This is a genomic window from Gemella sp. GL1, from assembly GCF_013415365.1.
In the GTDB taxonomy this organism is placed as follows: domain Bacteria; phylum Bacillota; class Bacilli; order Staphylococcales; family Gemellaceae; genus Gemelliphila.
Genome location: NZ_JACBYB010000011.1, coordinates 1 through 18880, shown reverse-complemented (window position 1 = coordinate 18880; position 18880 = coordinate 1). Strand labels below are relative to the sequence as shown.

17 protein-coding genes, 1 other RNA gene and 1 riboswitch are annotated in these 18880 nt (G+C 29.1%); all 18 genes read right to left on the bottom strand.

The genetic code is table 11. From position 1 onward, the window contains the following. Nucleotides 1–5 precede the first annotated feature (5 nt). The 18 genes from lysA to HZY82_RS02050 all read right to left on the bottom strand — a co-directional run bounded on the left by lysA (nucleotide 6) and on the right by HZY82_RS02050 (nucleotide 18765). A complete protein-coding gene (gene lysA, locus HZY82_RS02135) occupies nucleotides 6–1298 on the bottom strand; it encodes a diaminopimelate decarboxylase (protein ID WP_179938554.1) in 1293 nt (430 codons plus the stop codon). 87 nt (nucleotides 1299–1385) lie between these two features. Then, nucleotides 1386–1520: riboswitch (Lysine riboswitch) on the bottom strand. An 83-nt stretch (nucleotides 1521–1603) separates the two neighbouring features. Beyond that, nucleotides 1604–1960, bottom strand: a transfer-messenger RNA (tmRNA) gene (gene ssrA / locus HZY82_RS02130). 71 nt (nucleotides 1961–2031) lie between these two features. Further along, a complete protein-coding gene (gene ftsZ / locus HZY82_RS02125; protein WP_135155976.1) occupies nucleotides 2032–3144 on the bottom strand; it encodes a cell division protein FtsZ in 1113 nt (370 codons plus the stop codon). Nucleotides 3145–3172: 28 nt separating this feature from the next. Next, nucleotides 3173–4531 (bottom strand): cell division protein FtsA, encoded by a 1359-nt coding sequence (gene ftsA, locus HZY82_RS02120; RefSeq protein ID WP_245174654.1) that lies wholly within the window; start codon nucleotides 4529–4531, stop codon nucleotides 3173–3175. Nucleotides 4532–4705: 174 nt separating this feature from the next. Then, entirely contained in the window at nucleotides 4706–5554 is an 849-nt protein-coding gene (locus HZY82_RS02115) for a cell division protein FtsQ/DivIB (protein WP_135155753.1), read from the bottom strand. 98 nt (nucleotides 5555–5652) lie between these two features. After that, complete coding sequence (gene murD, locus HZY82_RS02110; RefSeq protein ID WP_135155752.1) at nucleotides 5653–7014, bottom strand: UDP-N-acetylmuramoyl-L-alanine--D-glutamate ligase; 1362 nt, start codon at nucleotides 7012–7014, stop codon at nucleotides 5653–5655. Next, nucleotides 7014–7973 (bottom strand): phospho-N-acetylmuramoyl-pentapeptide-transferase, encoded by a 960-nt coding sequence (gene mraY / locus HZY82_RS02105; RefSeq protein ID WP_135155751.1) that lies wholly within the window; start codon nucleotides 7971–7973, stop codon nucleotides 7014–7016. The genes murD and mraY overlap by 1 nt, the downstream gene beginning before the upstream one ends. Before the next feature lie 11 nt (nucleotides 7974–7984). After that, on the bottom strand, nucleotides 7985–10099 hold the full coding sequence (locus HZY82_RS02100) for a penicillin-binding transpeptidase domain-containing protein (RefSeq protein ID WP_135155750.1): 2115 nt from the start codon (nucleotides 10097–10099) through the stop codon (nucleotides 7985–7987). A 93-nt stretch (nucleotides 10100–10192) separates the two neighbouring features. Further along, complete coding sequence (locus HZY82_RS02095) at nucleotides 10193–10519, bottom strand: cell division protein FtsL (RefSeq protein WP_135155749.1); 327 nt, start codon at nucleotides 10517–10519, stop codon at nucleotides 10193–10195. A gap of 20 nt (nucleotides 10520–10539) precedes the next feature. Next, on the bottom strand, nucleotides 10540–11472 hold the full coding sequence (gene rsmH / locus HZY82_RS02090) for a 16S rRNA (cytosine(1402)-N(4))-methyltransferase RsmH (protein ID WP_135155748.1): 933 nt from the start codon (nucleotides 11470–11472) through the stop codon (nucleotides 10540–10542). Between the two features lie 14 nt (nucleotides 11473–11486). Then, nucleotides 11487–11915, bottom strand: coding sequence for a division/cell wall cluster transcriptional repressor MraZ (mraZ, locus tag HZY82_RS02085; RefSeq protein WP_135155747.1), 429 nt, complete (start codon nucleotides 11913–11915; stop codon nucleotides 11487–11489). A gap of 120 nt (nucleotides 11916–12035) precedes the next feature. Further along, on the bottom strand, nucleotides 12036–12374 hold the full coding sequence (locus HZY82_RS02080; protein WP_135155746.1) for a thioredoxin family protein: 339 nt from the start codon (nucleotides 12372–12374) through the stop codon (nucleotides 12036–12038). A gap of 85 nt (nucleotides 12375–12459) precedes the next feature. Further along, complete coding sequence (locus tag HZY82_RS02075) at nucleotides 12460–13233, bottom strand: TerC family protein (RefSeq protein WP_135155745.1); 774 nt, start codon at nucleotides 13231–13233, stop codon at nucleotides 12460–12462. A gap of 202 nt (nucleotides 13234–13435) precedes the next feature. Continuing rightward, on the bottom strand, nucleotides 13436–14158 hold the full coding sequence (locus HZY82_RS02070) for a hypothetical protein (RefSeq protein WP_135155744.1): 723 nt from the start codon (nucleotides 14156–14158) through the stop codon (nucleotides 13436–13438). 2 nt (nucleotides 14159–14160) lie between these two features. Then, the gene (locus HZY82_RS02065; RefSeq protein WP_135155743.1) at nucleotides 14161–15000 is read right to left on the bottom strand and encodes a P-loop NTPase family protein; all 840 of its coding nucleotides are present in this window, start codon (nucleotides 14998–15000) and stop codon (nucleotides 14161–14163) included. Nucleotides 15001–15099: 99 nt separating this feature from the next. Then, the gene (gene topA, locus HZY82_RS02060; protein ID WP_135155742.1) at nucleotides 15100–17142 is read right to left on the bottom strand and encodes a type I DNA topoisomerase; all 2043 of its coding nucleotides are present in this window, start codon (nucleotides 17140–17142) and stop codon (nucleotides 15100–15102) included. Between the two features lie 76 nt (nucleotides 17143–17218). Then, nucleotides 17219–17980 carry a type I methionyl aminopeptidase gene (gene map / locus HZY82_RS02055; protein WP_135155741.1) on the bottom strand — a complete coding sequence of 254 codons (762 nt, stop codon included), beginning with the start codon at nucleotides 17978–17980 and terminating at the stop codon, nucleotides 17219–17221. 11 nt (nucleotides 17981–17991) lie between these two features. Next, nucleotides 17992–18765, bottom strand: coding sequence for a TIGR01457 family HAD-type hydrolase (locus HZY82_RS02050; RefSeq protein WP_135155740.1), 774 nt, complete (start codon nucleotides 18763–18765; stop codon nucleotides 17992–17994). Between the last annotated feature and the right edge of the window lie 115 nt (nucleotides 18766–18880).

The following is an 18880-nucleotide window of genomic DNA, read 5'->3' as shown; positions in this document are numbered from 1 at the left end:
ATCTCCTATATATCATTTTTTATTAAATCTTCTAATGTATCTGCTTTTACCACTAATCTATCTTTTCCATCTTTTAAGAAAACCACTCCCAATTTTCGCATTTTATTATAGTTACTTGCCATACTATGGTTATATGCTCCCGTTGAAGTTACTAATAATAAATCGCCTCTTTCAGCTTGAGGTAAGTTTACATTTTTAATAATTATATCTCCAGATTCACAATACTTACCTGCTATTGTATATTCTCTAATATTTTCTTTATTAATTTTATTTACAATGCAACACTCATACTCTGCTTTATATAAGGCATATCTAGGATTATCCCCCATTCCTCCATCTACAAAAATATATTCTCGTCCAGCATATGTTTTCTTTGTACCACCAATTTCATACAAAGTCGATCCAGCATTACAGATAAGGCTTCTTCCTGGTTCAATAATTATTTTTTCAATATTTAATCCTGATGTATTTCTTTCATCTTCAATAACTTTAATATACCTATTTAAAAAACTTACTAATTCCATTGGTTTGTCATTTTTCGTGTAGTATACTCCAAAACCACCACCTAAATTTAGTACCTTAATATCTATTTTAACTTTTTCTTGAACTTTTTTAGAAAAATTAAAGACTGTCTTGGTTGCTTCAAAGAAGGATTCTTCTTCAAAAATTTGAGAACCAATGTGCGAATGGAACCCTAAAAAATTTAGATTAGACTGATTGCTCATATCATAAATTAAATCATATATTTTTTCATCATATACTGAATAGCCAAACTTTGAATCATCTTTTGATGTTTTTATATATTCATGCGTATGTGCATCTATTCCTGTATTAATTCTTAATAATATATTTACCTGAACTTCTCTTTCTTTCGCTAAATCATTTATAAAATGATACTCATAGTCATTATCTATGATAATATTAGATACTCCATAATCTAAGGCAGCGGCTAATTCTTCATAAGTTTTATTATTACCATGAAAATATACTTTCTTCATATCAAATCCTGCTTGTTTCGCAGTAAACATTTCTCCTTGTGATACAGCATCAGTACCTAAGTTAAACTTAGATATTAATCTATAAATTTCTAAACAAGAAAATGCTTTGGATGCATATAAAATCTCAGTTTCAAAATTTGAACTTTTAAAATTTTCTGTAAATAATTTACAGGTATCTTCTAGTAGCTGCTCATCATATACATATAATGCTTGTTTATATTTATTATATAAATCTGTCAGTTTTACTCCTCCAATGCTTAAAACACCATTTTCATTCTTCATTCCTTCAAATAAACGCATAACTATACCTCTCTAAAAATATATAAAAATAAACTATAAGAACAAAAGGTTCTTATAGTTTATAAAAAAATCTAATCCTTTTGCCCTATTATAAAAAGCTCACCTACAAAAGGATGGGCATCCTCTTGTGACAGTGCTATCTTTATTCAAGTATAGCCCCAGCGTTTTCACGCTTCGGCGATGCTACCTTTTAAATTAGTCATCGCGGCCTCTTTTTATAACAATAATTTATTTAATCAATATAATAGCAAATTTTATATAATTTGTCAATCTAAAAAAAACTTAGTAGTCACCTACTAAGTTTTAAATGGAGATGGCGGGATTTGAACCCGCGTCCAAGAATACCTTCACCTAACCTCTACACGTTTAGTTTATCTACTAAATTTAATTTTTTATTTAAGCTGACAAACAAGCTATAAAAAACGAGTTTGATTAGATTCAGTCTAAATTCTACAAACAGAAGAATCTAGATATAGACTGTAAATTAATGAACCGATTATCCAGAACACAGTCATATCTGGTAATCAGTCTTTAGCAAATTAAGCCGCTAAAGCTAATGATTTATTGTTGTCAGTTATTATAAACTGTACCGTTTTTAAAGAGCGGAATCTCTTACGTGCAATTAAATAAATCAGCATCCCTGTCGAATCCTAAACATCCCCCTATTATTTGTATATTATATCATATTAGTAAAAAAAAGTGAAGACAAGTATCTTCACTTTAAATCTATTTATTAAATATCTCTTCTTGAACGTCTTCTTGGACGTGGAAACATTTCTGAATCAACTTCTTCTCTACTTCCATAATTAGAAGTGAATGTAGATGCTTGTGGTTGTTGTACCTGCTGAGATGAAGTTTGGAATCTTGATGTTTCTCTATCTACTGATGATTCATCATCAAAGCCTGTTGCAATTACAGTTACAATGATTTCATCAGTTTTTTCTAATTCTTCATTGATGACAGTACCAAAAATCATGTTTACATCTTCATGACTTGCTTCTTGTACGATAGATGCTGCAGCTTGTGCTTCAAATAAACTTAATGATGGTCCACCAGTTATATTTAATAGCACTCCTCTAGCTCCTACTATAGAAGTTTCTAATAATGGAGATGATATTGCTTTTTTAGCAGCTTCAATAGCTCTGTTTTCTCCAGATGCTACACCAATACCCATCAATGCAGATCCTTGATCAGACATAATTGCCTTAACATCTGCAAAATCCAAGTTTACAGCTCCTGATACATTAATCAAATCAGAAATACCTTGAACCCCTTGGCGTAATACATTATCAGCTTCAACAAATGCTTGCATCATCGGAGTTGATTTATCCACAATATCTAGTAATCTATCGTTAGGAATTACAATAAGTGTGTCAACTGCACCCTTAAGTGCATTAATCCCAGCTGTTGATTGTACTTGACGTTTTTTTCCTTCAAAGTTGAATGGACGAGTTACTACCCCTACAGTTAATGCTCCTAACTCCTTAGCAACACTTGCAACGATTGGTGCAGCACCAGTTCCTGTTCCACCACCCATTCCAGATGTTACGAATACCATGTCAGCACCTTCTAAAGCTGCTTCTAACTTATCTTTAGTTTCTTCTGCTGCTTTACGTCCCACTTCTGGATTTGCTCCTGCTCCCAGTCCTTTTGTTAATTTTTCTCCAATTTGAATTCTGATATCAGCTTTTGAGCGACGTAATGCTTGAGCATCTGTATTTACTGCAATAAACTCTACATTTTGAACTCCTGCTTCTACCATTCGGTCTACGGCGTTTCCACCTCCACCACCAACTCCTACTACTTTAATCACTGCTGATTGTGCAAATTCATTATCTAAAAACATATTCATTTATTTCTTCCTCCTAATTGTTCTATTCAAAGAACGAACTATATTTCTTTCTTAGCCTTCCAAACATACTTGAGTTATCATCATCTTCCTCATAGTAATCTTCTTCATAATATTCTTCCTCATAGTATTCCTCTTCTTCTATTGCCGCTCTTTTTTGACTAATAACTTGTTCTAAATCAGAACTTGCGTCTTGTTCCAGTTCTTTATTAACAAAATTAGCTTCATTAATACTTTGATATCCAAATAAAGTTTCTATATTGTAGCTACTTGTTAAAGTACCAACTGCAACAGAAAGGTCTGGTGAATTGGCTCCTATTATTTTAGGTGTTCCTATTCTTACATTCATTTTTTTAAGCATGTCTTTAGCTAATTCTAAGACACCCGGCATCAGTGTTGTCCCCCCAGTAAAAACAACATTACCTTTAATTCTATTTATTCCTGATTTTCTTAGAACAGCGAATGCTTTAAGAATTATTTCCTCTACAATTTCTTCAATGTAGTCTGATAATTCTTTTTGAGTATAAGGTTCTTCATCAGGTCCAATATTTTCTAATTCAATTATTACATCATCAGATGCTAATTCATAAAAACTATGACCTTGAGTAACTTTTATTTCCTCAGCTCTTTTTGAAGACACGTTCAGTACATCCGAAATTAATCTTGTAATGTCGTCTCCAGCTAGTTCTATAGACTGTGATAATTGAAGTATATTATCTTCATAATAACTTACGGTTGTTAGGCCTGCTCCTATATCAATAATTACTGATCCATAGTCCCTCTCTTCATCTGTTAATAATAAAGTACCCAAAGTATGGGAACTAGAAAATGTTTCATTACAATCAATTTTTAACTTCTCTATACTTTTATATATAGTATGTAGATGTGTTTTCGATGTTAATACTCTATTACCTGTAACTTCAAAACTTGAATGACCTGTCATACCTTTCGGTTGTCTAATATGCTCTATATCATCTATTCGGTAATAATCAGGTATTACCTGCACCACTTCTCTTTCACGAGGCAGCGATAATATTTTCGCTTCTTCAATTACTTCCTCAATATCCCTACCATCTATATCATGCTTATTATCAAATTGTATTTCTGCTACACTTTTTTTTATTTGAGTGTGTACACTTGGAACAGCTACATATAAAGATCTTATGTCTTTACCAGCTTCTTTTTTTGCTAATTCTAATGCTTTTTCTATATCTTTTGCTGCATTTTCTACATCAACAATATTCCCTCTTTTTATTGCATTAGTGTTAACAACCCCAACACCCAGTATGTTTAGTTTTTCATAAGCCACATCGGCTATTATAACCTTTATAGAGGATGAACCTAAATCTAATGCAGTATATAATTGAGAATTCAATCCAAACACTCCTTTCCAAAAAATTCTTATATGTAAATTTGCCTTATACGACTAATTATAATACTATGGCAATATTATAACACAAAAATATATAAAATAGGAACTAAAACCTTTAAATTTTGATAAATTTCTGTTTTTAATAATATAATCCCCTAAATTTTATAATTTTAGGGGATTATATTATTATGCACTTACTGTTATTTTGTCATTTTCATCTACTTTTGTTTCTTGCTTGTCTTCATAAGAATTCAACAATGAATTAACTTTCTCTACTTTATATTTTTCAGATGTCTCTGTTTCTAAATATGCACCATTTACAAGATTCAATACTGTAGAACGTTTATCATCAATAAACTTTTCGATTTGATTATAATAATTTAATTTAGAAGAAAAATTCACCAGGCTTACTTTTACTCTTTGTCCATCTCTCATATAAATATTTGCAATTTTATTATTTTGTTCATCAAAACTTATTTCTGAAATTTTATGTAAAACATTACTATCTACTTCCGATAAACTTTTTAAAATTTCATTTTTTTCTAGAGGATGGCTTGAAAAATTTTCTAATACAGGTAAATTATAATTCTGCACTACTTTACCTCCATATTCCTGTCCATCTTCTAGTAGTTTAACATACTGCCCATTTTTTTCTTCTTGAGCTAAAAGTTTTTTTTCCTGAATTTTTACATTTAATGTATTTAAAAATTCTTTTTCAACTTGTGCATTTTTTATTATATTGTGTGTATTTTCTAGTTTATTAGCAATATCTTCTTCTTTTATCTTCCAAATTTTATCATCATCTTGAATATTAATAGTAGCTATTAATTCATTTTCTTCAAGTTGAACAAGCCCTTCAACATTTATATTTTCCACTTTTACAAATGAACTATTTAAAAATGAAATAAATAATATTATTGAACTTATAATAGTTATCAAAATTATTATTTCATTTCGTCTCTTCTTTTCATATCTTTTCAATGTTGAATTATAACTTTTTTTTCTATATCTTTCTAATATTTCATCTTTTTTCATGATCAAATTCCACTTTTATTTTTACAGATTTCCCCTTCATTATAACATAACTTATAATTTTTACACAATATTAAAAGAGTGTAATATATTACACTCTTTTAATAAATGCTGTTTTTAATTATCTCGAAATTCTCTATAAACTCATTACCTCTTTCTTCAAAATTAGGATATTGATCCCATGAAGCTGATGCAGGGGATAGAAGAACTACATCTCCCGCATATGCTAAACTACTAGCTAATTGAATTGCATCTGCAACTCTTTCCGCCTTATGACTACTTACTTTATTTTCTAAACCTAAACTATACAAAATTTCTTTTGATTCACCTACACAGATAAGTTCTTTTACTTTAGGTAAAATAGATTCTAGTTCTTTAAAGTCGATTCCCCTGTCTTTTCCTCCAGCAATTAATATAACATTTCTATCAAATCCACTCATTGCTTTTATCGTCGATTCTGGATTCGTTGCTTTGGAATCGTTATAGTACTTAACACCTCTATGTTCACCAACATACTGTAATCTATGTTTCACACCCTGAAAATTATAAAGTACCTCTTGAATATTTTCTATACTCACTCCTTCAAGTTGAGCTGCTATTGCAGCGTTTATTGAATTTTCTATATTGTGCTCTCCTGGTAAAGCTATTTTTGAAATTTCAAATACCTCTTTACCTTTAAAAAGGAATTTATTATTTTTTACATATGCTTCAAGATCACTATCTCCTGATGTCGAATAATAGATTATTTGCGATTTAATTTCAGTATTGTCATAATATTTCTTTTCTTTAACATTTAAAATAACATAATCATTTTTACTTTGATTTCTGAAAATTCTTTTCTTCATATTATGGTATTCATCTTTTGAACCATGATAATCCAAATGAGCTTCTCCTAAATTCGTAATAATTGCAATATGCGGTCTATAATTTATCGTTCCATTTAGTTGAAAAGAAGATAATTCCATTACAATATTTGCACTTTCTTCATTTTCATAAGCAACTTCTATTGCTGGATAACCTATATTTCCTGCTAAATATGTATTTTCTTTCTCTTTTTTCAATATTTCATACAGCATCATTGATGTAGTAGTTTTTCCATTAGTCCCCGTTAATGCAATTATATTATGATTAAATAAGGTCGAAGCTAGTTCAATCTCTGTAATAATATCTATGTTTTTTTCTAAGGCTCTTTGTAAAAACTCTATTTTATAAGGTATTCCTGGATTTTTTATTATTAAATCTGTCTCATCTAGCAGTTCTAATGGATGTTCCCCTGATATAATCTTAACTCCTAAATTTCTTAGTTCATGTGCTTGCTCATTATCAGATAAATCATCGCTAGCATTAACTGTTACATTAATACCTAATTTATTTAAAATTAAAGCCGTTTTATAACCACTTCTGGCAAAACCTAAAATCAATATATTTTTATTTTTTAATTTATCTAGTTCTACTTGATTCATTATAATACTCCTATAAGATATCCAATTGAGCAAGATACTGATGCTATTACTACAAATATCCACACAGTTTTAACTTCTCCATATCCCGATAATTCAAAATGATGGTGCAATGGAGACATTTTAAATATTCTTTTACCTGTTTTTTTGAAATAAGCAACTTGAATCATAACTGATGCAGTTTCTAATATATATACTAAACCAATAAATAAGAATGCTATTTCCTTATGTAAGATAATAGAAATTGCTGCTAACATTCCACCTAATGCTAAAGATCCCGTATCCCCCATAAAAATTTTTGCAGGCTTTTTATTAAACAATAAAAATCCTACTAAACTTCCTGCAATAATTAAGCAAAATGTTAAAACTGCTGTATTATTTTCTTTATAGGCAATTAAGGCAAAAGTTAAACTTGTTATTATTGTTACACTTGTTGCTAAACCGTCAAGTCCATCGGTTAAGTTAACCGCATTAGAAAATCCTGTTTGCCAAAATACTACAAATAATAGATATACTATTGATAGATTAATATTTACATCTGTAAGTGGTAAATCTATGTAATCTACATCAACGTAAATTAATTTTAATAAAATATAAAATATTATTGAAAATCCAATTTGCATAAATAATTTGTGTCTGGGTTTTAATCCATCATTCTTCTTTTTTACAACTATCAACATGTCATCAATATAACCAATTAAAGAAAATGATAATGTTGTATATATAAATAAGAAATAATAAACTGCATTAGTTTTATCTACTATTGCTGCAATTATCAATGATATAGTTATTGCTAAAATAAAGGAAATACCTCCCATAGTAGGCGTTCCTTTCTTAGCTGCATGACTTTGTGGACCTTCTTCTCTAATAGCTTGACCAAATTTTAATTTATGTAAATATTTTATTAAACTTGGCAGCATTAGTACTGTTAATATAAAACTTAATATGAAAAATAAATTCATAATACTACCTCCTATGCTAAGTTTACTATGACTTCATCGCCAGACTTTACTCTCTGACCTGGATTGATATTTTGGCTAGTTACATAACCACTTCCATTTATTTTAAATTTAATTCCTGATAATTCTGAATATTTTAAGATATCGGATTTAGACCAATCTTTCAAATTAGGTAAGTTTATAACTAAATTCTCTGTTACGATAAACACCTTATCTGAGTTAGAAATCTCGACTCCAGCTTGTGGATATTGTGATAAAACTTGCTTTCCACTTCCAATTTGAACTATAGCTGCACCTCTTTTAGTTAACTCATTCACACTAAATTTTGTATCCTTATTTATATATGAATCAAGCACAAAAGTTTTATTGTTAACTCCCTCTGAATTTTTAGAGATATTTAAATATTCTAAGGTTGTAGTCATAATTGGATTAAATATTTCTTTTACAGCATTTCTGAAACTAGCCTGTAGATTTTTTTTAGGAAGTTTCATTCCAGCATATACTATTACTTCCGGATTTTCACTTGGTGCATATCCTAAGAAGGAATGCATAACTTGATACTTACTTTCGTAGTATTTCCCAGTAATAGGATCCGCAATCTCAGCAGTTCCCGTTTTTCCTGCTACATTATACCCCTCTATTTTATACTTAGTTCCTGCATTAGACCACTGACCATTCACAACACCCTCTAATTCTAATTTAACTTTATCAGCAGTTTCTTTAGAAATTGGACTTCCCACTATCTCTTTACTACCTATATTAACATCTATGTTGTTAGTTTTATCGTGCACTTTTTGTAAAAAATATGGCTTAAGCATATTTCCATCATTTAAAATAGATGTTTGTGCTTGCAACATTTGTATTGCAGTTACAGCCGAACCTTGTCCAAATGTTGCTGATCCAGCAGATACTCTATTGTCAAAAGATAGCTTACCATATGATTCGTTTTCATACAGAGAGTTTGTAGTCTTACCAAAACCAAATTTTTCAAGACCTGTTTTTAATTTTTCAGTTCCCAGTTCTTCAAACATTGTCAACATAAGCGTGTTTGAAGATTCTTGGAATCCATATCTATAATTTATTCGCCCCCAACCTTTTCTATTATGGTCATAAATTACCCTATCTTCCAGTTTATATGACCCCGAATTATAAAGCTTATTGGGATCATATATTCCATTTTCTATCATCAAGGCTAAGACAAATGTTTTCATTGTAGATCCTGGTTCAAAGATTCCGTTATATAATGCATTAGTCCATGCACTATCTAAATTTTCCAAAGTGTTTGGATTAAAAGCTGGTGTCTGTCCTATTGCTAATAATTCTCCTGTTTTTGCCGACATAACGAATGCAAAGGCCAATTCAGGATTATAGGTTTCTTGGATATCTTCCAGTGTATTATCCACAAAAGTTTGGATATTCTTATCTATTGTAAGATATACATCCGAACCTTCGACGGATTTCTCCTCATGCGTCGGAATATTAGATACAACTTTCCCCCAAGCATCTCTACCATATACTATTCTTCCATTTTTTCCACTTAAATAATGGTCAAATATTTTCTCTATTCCTAATCTTCCTTGAATTTGTTGATTACTTTCTTCGCTAGTCTGAGCAAATCCTAAAAAGTTTCCTAAAATAGCAGCATTGGGATAATATCTTTTAGTTGTAGATTGAAATTGTATACCTGGTAATTTCAGTTCTTCAATTTTTCTTTTTGTCTCAACATCAATATTTTTACCAGCTGAAGAAAATTCTACTTGATATACTCTATCATTATTTAATATTTTTTCAATTTCTTCTTTAGACAATCTTATATACTTGGATAATTCCTCCGCTGTTTTCCTTTTATCAACAACATGTTTTTTTTCTTCTCCATCTTTTACACTTTCTGATGCTTTATCAGATACTACGGCAATTAACTTATATGACTCAATATTATCTGCTAGTATCAAGCCATTTCTATCATATATCTTTCCTCTTGTAGCTTCTATAACACTATCTACTGTGTATTTTTCTTCAGCTAACTTACTAAGATCTTTCCCTCTAATGGTTCCTAAAACGGTCATCTGACCAATATTAAAAATTAATACCCATATAAAGAAAAAAACAAAAAGAAATGTAAATATCATTTTTGTTCTTTTTTTTGATATATGCTCATTATTCCTAATACTTTTGGGATCTTCAAGAAATCTTAGAGTTAATAATCTAATTAAAAATCTCAATTATCTCACAACCTTTATATTTTCTTTTTGTGAAGTCATCCCCAATACTTCCGATATATTTTTTATTCTATCATATGAAGACAAATCATTTATAATAACCTTTTGTTCTTCATTAGCATTTTTTATTTTTTGTATTTGTTGAGAATTTACTGTTTCTTGATTTTTTAAAGAATATAGTTCACCTTCATAACTTAACATTACATAAATACTAACAAATAATGTAATTGGAATCGTTAAATATATAAATAACTCTGGCTTAGTTAACTTTACTTTTTCTTCAATCTTTTTTACACCGTATTCTCTACTATAGACTTTTAACGTTGCCACTTATTTATCCCTTCATTTCCTTATCTTAATATTTCTGCTATTCTTAATTTAGCACTTCTTGAACGATTATTTTCTTCAAGTTCTACTTTACTTGGTAAAATAGGTTTTCTTGTTATATTTTTTAATTTTGCTTGAAATTCTTCTGGCAACACAGGAAAATTCCTAGGTAACTCTTTTCCTTTGGCATATGAATTAAAAATTTGTTTACAAATTCTATCCTCTAAAGAATGGAAAGTAATTACTGAAATTCGTCCCCCAATCTTAGTTAATTTAATCGCCTGTTCTAAAGAAGATTCAAAAACACCTAGTTCATTGTTAACCGCAATTCTTATTGCTTGAAATACTCTTTTCGCTGGGTGTCCTCCCTTTCTTCTTGCTGCAGCTGGAATAGAATCTTTTATTATATCCACTAATTCAAATGTACTCTCAATATTTTTTAATTCTCTAACTTTTTCAATATTCCTTGCAATTTGCTTAGAAAATTTTTCTTCCCCATAGCGATAAAATATTTTTACAAGTTCATGATAATCATAGTTGTTAACCACCTCATAAGCAGAAATTTCGGCATCCATATCCATTCTCATGTCTAATCTAGTATCATAATTGTATGAAAAACCTCTTTCTGGTGTATCTAGTTGAGGTGAAGATACTCCTAAATCATAAAGAACTCCATCTACTTTATCAATCCCAAGTTTAACAAGTTCTTTTTCTAAATTTTTAAAATTGGACTTGATAAATACAACCCTATCTCTATATTCAGCCAATTTTTCCTTGGCATTATCTAAGGCTACTTGATCTTGATCAAAAGCATACAATTTACCATTTTTTAATCTTTTTAAAATTTCTAAACTATGCCCCGCCCCCCCTAGAGTACAGTCAACATATATTCCATCTTCTTTTATATCTAATCCGTCTACTGCCTCATTTAGAAGCACACTATAATGCTTAAACATAATTTCTCCTAATTTTAAAATTCAAAATCTAATTCTTCAGCAATATCTTCAAATGATTCTTCACTATCCAATAATTGTGAATTCCAGGTTTCTTTATTCCAAATCTCTATCCTATTAGAAACACCATTAACTACACATTCCTTTTCAAGCTTAGCATGTTCTATAAGAGATTGTGGTATATTTATTCTCCCTTGTTTGTCTATTTCAACCTCACTTGCACCAGAAAAAAAGAAACGTTGAAATGCACGAGCGCTTTTTTTAGTAAGGGGTAGTGACTTTATTTTACTTTCAATTTTTTGCCACTCAAGCAGTGAATAGCCAAATAAACAAGAATCTAATCCTCTTGTTATAATAAATTTATTTCCTAATTCATCTCTGAATTTTACAGGCATTGAAATACGCCCTTTGGCGTCCATTTTATTATTATATTGACCAATAAACACATGCTTCACCACCTTTAATATATAATTTACCACATTTCCCCACTTTTTTCCACTAAAATTTAAATTTTCCTTGAAGAATAATTAAAAGACACTAAACTTAAAACGTTCAGTGTCTTTTAATTATTTTATAAAATTTGTTATATCTTCTTCCGATAATGATGAATCACAAACTACTTTAGTCTCTCCATTTCTTGCAACAAGTAAACCAGGAACTGTTTTAATTTTATATTTTGTTCTGAATGCTGAAAGTGTAGAGTCTGAGAAATCTTCACTATTTACAAAATGCACAGTAATTCCTTCTTTTTTAGCTACAGAATAAAGTTTCGGAGCAAATATTAAACAAAATGAACAAGTTGCTTTCCCTACAAATAAAACTAACTCTTCTTTTTTATTAATTTTCTCTTCTGCTTGTTCTGATGTAATTAGCGGAAAATCTTTTATATAATCAAAAAATGACATAGGTTATCTCCTTTTAAATTATTATTATTAATAAAATTTTATCACAAAAAAAAGATAAGCAAAATTATTCTGCTTATCTTAATGCTTATTTATTCATATTTCTGTTTAATTTTTTTGAATAAATGAAACCAAATACAGCTAATCCAAATAATACTATCCAAAAAATGGCTGTCCAAACTGGTGAATGAGGAAAGTCGTGTGCTAGTAAACCAATCCCTTCATGAGCTGCTGCTATAACTAATAATTTAATACCTACCCAGCCTACAATAAGAAAAGCTGCTAACTCTAATCCCGGCTGTTCTTTTAAAACTTTAATAAAAAAGTTCGCTGCAAAACGCATTAATACAACCCCAGCTAATCCACCTAAAACCATTACTACAAATGGTCCAGCATTAATCCCACCAATAGTTATATCTGTAATTGCAGGTAAAGTTATTGCGATAGCAACTGCAGCTAAAATCGAATCTACTGCAAAAGCAATATCCGTTAGTTCAACCTTTAAAACTGTCATCCAAAAACCACTTTGTGTTTTTGATTGAACATTCTCTTCTTCTACTTCGCTATTATTTAATTTAGCGTAAAATTCTTTAATATGAGTAAAGGCCATGTAGAGTAAATATATTCCTCCAATTACCTGAATTTGCCAATATTTTGCTAAAATAGTAATTAAAAATATAGCTACTATACGAAATACTAGAGCACCAACAAGTCCATACATTAAAGCTTGTTTTTGTTGCTTAGGTGGTAAATGTCTAACCATTATCGCTAAAACTATAGCATTATCTGCCGATAGTAATCCTTCTAAAACTATCAAACTTAGTAATACTATACCATATTGTATCAAAATCTGTGTATCCATTTTATTCTCCCTTCAATCAATATAAAAAGACCTTTGCTTTACAATTAAATAAAGCAAAGGTCTTACTAAATAAACACAGTTATCTCTAGCACCGATAGATTTTATATCTATGAAATGACGATACTAGAAACTCATAAAGAGTTAAGTTACTCCCCTTTGAATAATACCTTAATATTATATTAAATAATATTTTTTCTGTCAACTAATTATTCTTCAACAATTTTATAAATAGAGAAATTAAAAATATACATACTGAATATATTATTATTTGAATTAAATTTGAACTTTCAAAAGAAGCATGCTCAGATATTTTAGCAAATGTATCTGCAAATATATCTCCTCCTATCTGAACCTTATATGTTTCTCTAATAAATTCCCTAATAAAAGTTAAAGCAGTCAATGGAAATATACTCAAGGAAATTGCAAGATATATATTATTGAAAATGACACTTACTAGTAAAGCTACAGATGAAGCATAGAGTATTAGCGATAAAGATAGTGCTGTGTTATTTTTCATAGTACTGTTTATTAAAAAAAATCCATCTGCACCTTGCATATAATAAATAAATATTGAATAAAAGGCAGTTATGAATATAAAAAATATCACTGCTATAAGATAATTTGCTATTAATTTAGAAAAAAGATTGTAAAGTCTTGAAACTTCTGAATATCGTATCAGCTTGCTCAATCCATCTATATAGTCCTTTCTATACGAAAATATAGTATTTAAGATAGAAAATAATACTACTATAGATACTATCCATTTCAAAGAATAATTATATAAAAATTCTACTTTATTAACACTTATTTCCTTATACACCATATTAGTTGCATAATGTAAACCTATTAAAACTATTATACTTCCTAACACATATATATAATTGAACTTTCTCTTTAAAATTTTTAAAAATTCTACTACTATCATTCTTATTCTCCATCCATATACAAACTATCATTGTCTACAAAGTCAGTAATACTCTCCACTTGTATATCATTACTAACAAAATAATATAAAGCCGCTTCTAAATTCTTTTTTTCTAAAATTAGTTTATTATTAACTATTGTATAATCCATAGTTAACCTATCTTCAAAACTTTCATTATCTAAAACTGATAATTTTAAAACCACTAAATTACTTACTAATTCATGATTTTTATTATCACCATAATATTCTTGTTTATTTTTATCTATTATCAAAAATTTATCCATAAGATAAGTTACCTCATTTAAATCCTTAGATAAAACTACTACATTTTTTTCAATTTTATCTATATTTACTTTTATAAATTCAGAAATAATTCTAATATCCATAAAATTTTTCTTAGATAAATCAAGTAAAAATATTTCTTTTGATATTAAAAATCTCAGTAAAAATTCTGCTTTTTCTTTTTCGCTAGCATCTAAACTTACATAGTTCCTTTTGGAATCTAATCGTAAGTCTTCAAAATATTTTAATAAAGTTTCTTTACTAATTTTTACCGAATGTATCCTCAATAAAAATTTGAAGTTTTGATATAAAGAAAAATTAGAATACATACCTATATTATCAAACACAAATAATATTTTCTTTTCTCTTACATCAGTATTATTTATTAAAACATTACCTCTATAATTTTCTACTTTTTTAAAAATATTTTTAAATATATCTAATTGTCTATAATTTTTATTGATAATCGCTAATGATTGTTTATCGGCTAGCTTAAATGATACTTGTAATTCTTCGTTTTTCTCGATCTTTTTCTTAAAGTTTATAAATTGTAATGACATAAAATACCTCTTGTATTTAATAGATTGCTATTTAATAATAGCTTAAATATTTATCTATTTCAAATAAAAAAGAAAGTAGCTAGCTACTTTCTTTTTATACTATTTTTCTTTATAGTCACAGGATGCACAAAAAACATGTTTTTTATTTTCATATAAGATATTTTGACATTTAGGACACTGTCTATTTATTGGTTTATCCCATGAAACAAATTCACAATTAGGAAAATCTTCACATCCATAAAATACTTTTCCTTTTTTAGACTTTTTTTCAAGTATTTCATGTTTTTTACATGAAGGGCATGTCACTCCTACTTTCTTTTGAATGGTTTCTGTATATCTACAATCTGGGAAATTAGAACAAGCTACAAACTTGCCAAATTTTCCTAATTTATATAACAAGGGGGAGCTACACTCTGGACAATCTTCTCCTGTATACTCTTTTTGGATTTCAACTTTTTCTAATTCTTTTTCAGCCTTCACTACATCCTTTTCAAAGTTAGAATAAAAATCATAGATAGCATGTTGCCATTTAATATTCCCTTCAGCAATTTTATCTAAATCACTTTCTAATTTAGCTGTAAATTCTACATTTATTATATTAGGAAAGTATTCAGCTATCATATTGGAAACTATTTCCCCTAATTCAGTTGGAGTGAAGACCTTATTATTTAACTTAGCATAGTATCTTTTTTGCAATGTTTCAATGATAGATGAATAAGTTGATGGCCTTCCAATACCTAATTCTTCTAAACTAGCAATTAATTTTGCCTCTGAGTATCTAGCTGGGGGATGGGTGAAATGTTGTTCTTCCTTTATCTCTTTATACTTAGCCGCATCTCCTTTTTCAAAACTTGCAGAAACTTTAACTTTCTCCTTTTCTTTTAAAACCTTTAGGAATCCATCAAAAATAATTTTTGAATCAGATGCTTTATAGACTATTTGATTATTCTCAAAAGTAGTTGTGCGTGTTTCATAAACAGCTGCAGCCATTTGACTAGCAACAAACCTATTCCAAATTAATGTATATAATTTTAGTTGATCGGGCGTAAGATAATCTTTTACTAGATTAGGACTAAAGTTTACATTAGTGGGTCTAATTCCTTCGTGAGCATCTTGTACATTTTTATTTCCTTTTATTTTTTTTGCAACAGTAGCTACATATTCTTCACCAAATTGATCAACTATATAAGCATAAGCTTGTTTTTTCGCTTCTTCTGAGATTCTAGTAGAATCTGTTCTCATATAAGTGATAAGACCTGTTATTCCTCCCAATTTTTTTAAATTAACCCCTTCATACAATTCTTGAGCAACACTCATTGTTTTTCTTGTTTTAAAATTAATTTTTCTAGATGCGTCTTGTTGCATAGTCGAAGTTGTATACACAAGTGGAGACGTCCTATTTTTATTAGATTTATTCACTTCTATAACATCAAAAGTATTTCCTTTTATCCCTTTTAAAATTACATCCACATCTTTCTTAGTTTGCAATTTTACTTTCTCACCTTTATACGAATAAAAATTAGCCGTCAATATTCTCCTATCTTTAATAAAATCAATCGGTATAGTCCAATATTCTTCTGGAATAAAACTTCTTATTTCATTTTCTCTGTCCACTATTAACTTTAAGGATGCACTTTGCACACGTCCGGCAGATAATTTTGGTTTAACCTTCTTCCATAATACTGGAGATATATTGTATCCTACTAATCTATCTAATACTCGTCTTGCTTGTTGCGAATCTACCAAATTAGAATCAATTTCTCTAGGACTTTTTATCGCCTCTTTTACTGCATCTTTTGTTATCTCATTAAAAATAACTCTATTTTTTCCATTCTCCAAATTAAGGATGGATGCAATATGCCAAGCAATAGCCTCCCCCTCCCTATCTGGATCGGATGCTAGATATATGTTTTTCATACCTTTAGCTTCTTTTTTTAAAGATTTGATTAAATCCCCTTTTCCTCTAATAGATATATAATCCGCTTGTATATTATCTTTATCTACTACTTCTACACCCATTCTACTTTTTGGTAGATCTTTAATATGTCCTTTGGATGATAGTACCTTATATTTCTTTCCTAAATATTTTTCTATTGTTTTTGCTTTTGATGGCGACTCAACAATAACTAAATTTTCTGCCATAAAATTCTCCTACATTACTAAACTTAAGATTTAGTATAATAATTTATTTTTATTAAATTGTCAACTCAGAATATATTTAATCTAGTTTTGTAAGAATTAGTGGTTCCTGATTTTCTCTTATCATAATTGTATGCTCATATTGAGCTACGTAAGACCCATCTTTACTTACTAACTCCCATTCATCTCTTCCACTGTTTGATACTTCTTTAGTTTTTGTCGATACGAATGGCTCTACAGCTAAACATAATCCATCTTTTAATATCATATTATCCCATGGGTCAAAATAATTAAATACATAATTTGGTTCTTGATGCAATGCAGTACCTATTCCATGTCCCGTAAGATTTTCTATAACTTCTAGTTTGTGTTCTTTTATTTTCTTGTGGATATTTTTCCCAATTTGATTTATCTTCTTACCTACTTGTGCGTATTTTATTCCTTCAAAGAATGATTCTTTTGCGACATCACATACTCTTTGCTTAAGTTCATCATCACATTTGCCCACAACAAATGAAATACCTGTATCTGCATAATATCCATCTTTACAACCTGAAACATCGATATTTAATAAATCTCCATCTTTTAAAATTTTTGAATTAGATGGAATTCCATGTGCTACTTGATGATTTAATGATATACAAGTATAACCTGGAAAATCATATTCAGCTATAGGTGCCGACTTAGCATTAAATTTTTCGAATAATTCTTTCGCAATATTATCAAGATCTTTTGTGGACACACCAGGTAGGGATGCTTCTTGCATTGCATCCCTAATAGTTGCACAGATTCTTCCAATTTCTTTCATTTTTTGTAATTGCTCTTCAGTTTTAATTATCATATCATTACTCCTTATTTAATACTATCCATAAATTCTTTTAAATTTTCTAGAGTATAGGTTGGTTTTTTTTCTTTATTTAAAACTTCCATCTTACTTGTAATTCCTGTTTGAACATGGATAGTATCTATTCCTATATTTATTCCTGATTTAATATCAGTATCATAATTATCGCCTACCATAACAATGTCTTCTTTTTTATAATCAAATTTCTCTATAGCAAGTTCCATTATTATACTACTTGGTTTCCCTATGACAACTGCTTTTCTTCCTGTAACATACTCTAGAAACTTCACTTGCCCCCCATTACCAGGTGTCATACCATTTTCTGTAGGTATTAATCTATCTGGATTTGTTGCTATAAAGGGAAGTCCTCTTTGTAAAGCAAAAGCTGCATTAGTTAATTTCTCATATGTTGAATTTTTATCTAAACCAACTACAACAGCATCAGCTTCTTCTTGTTTTACTAAATTTAATCCTTTTTTTATTAAAGATTTTCTTAGGCCTCCCTCCCCTATTACATGTATTTTTTTATAATTTTCCTTATATACATATTCAGCGGCGGCTATTGCTGAACTATAAACATGCTGGCTAGAAGTTTTAATTTCCATATTTTTCAATTTATCTACCACTTCTTCTTCCGTTTTTGTTGAATTATTAGTAATAAATAAATAATCAAGATTATTTTCTTTTAAATATTCTATAAATTCTTTAGCATATTTTATAGGAGTATTACCATTATATATAGTCCCATCTAAATCTATTAAATATAATTTATAATTTTTCATACATTTCTCCTATGACAAATAATTTATATTATAACATACTCCCCAATTCTTAGAAAGAATTTTTTTAACTAAAAGTTCTCTAATTCTATATTAATTTAACTCTAAACTTTCTTCT

Excerpts from the sequence above, each read along its gene's own strand:
- murD (WP_135155752.1), bottom strand. The coding sequence starts at position 7,014 with ATGAATCAAGTAGAACTAGATAAATTAAAAAATAAAAATATATTGATT.
- HZY82_RS02080 (WP_135155746.1), bottom strand. The coding sequence starts at position 12,374 with ATGTCATTTTTTGATTATATAAAAGATTTTCCGCTAATTACATCAGAA.
- lysA (WP_179938554.1), bottom strand. The coding sequence starts at position 1,298 with ATGCGTTTATTTGAAGGAATGAAGAATGAAAATGGTGTTTTAAGCATT.
- ftsZ (WP_135155976.1), bottom strand. The coding sequence starts at position 3,144 with ATGTTTTTAGATAATGAATTTGCACAATCAGCAGTGATTAAAGTAGTA.
- HZY82_RS02065 (WP_135155743.1), bottom strand. The coding sequence starts at position 15,000 with ATGTCATTACAATTTATAAACTTTAAGAAAAAGATCGAGAAAAACGAA.
- HZY82_RS02115 (WP_135155753.1), bottom strand. The coding sequence starts at position 5,554 with ATGAAAAAAGATGAAATATTAGAAAGATATAGAAAAAAAAGTTATAAT.
- map (WP_135155741.1), bottom strand. The coding sequence starts at position 17,980 with ATGATAATTAAAACTGAAGAGCAATTACAAAAAATGAAAGAAATTGGA.
- HZY82_RS02075 (WP_135155745.1), bottom strand. The coding sequence starts at position 13,233 with ATGGATACACAGATTTTGATACAATATGGTATAGTATTACTAAGTTTG.
- rsmH (WP_135155748.1), bottom strand. The coding sequence starts at position 11,472 with ATGTTTAAGCATTATAGTGTGCTTCTAAATGAGGCAGTAGACGGATTA.
- topA (WP_135155742.1), bottom strand. The coding sequence starts at position 17,142 with ATGGCAGAAAATTTAGTTATTGTTGAGTCGCCATCAAAAGCAAAAACA.
- mraY (WP_135155751.1), bottom strand. The coding sequence starts at position 7,973 with ATGAATTTATTTTTCATATTAAGTTTTATATTAACAGTACTAATGCTG.
- HZY82_RS02050 (WP_135155740.1), bottom strand. The coding sequence starts at position 18,765 with ATGAAAAATTATAAATTATATTTAATAGATTTAGATGGGACTATATAT.
- HZY82_RS02100 (WP_135155750.1), bottom strand. The coding sequence starts at position 10,099 with ATGATATTTACATTTCTTTTTGTTTTTTTCTTTATATGGGTATTAATT.
- HZY82_RS02070 (WP_135155744.1), bottom strand. The coding sequence starts at position 14,158 with ATGATAGTAGTAGAATTTTTAAAAATTTTAAAGAGAAAGTTCAATTAT.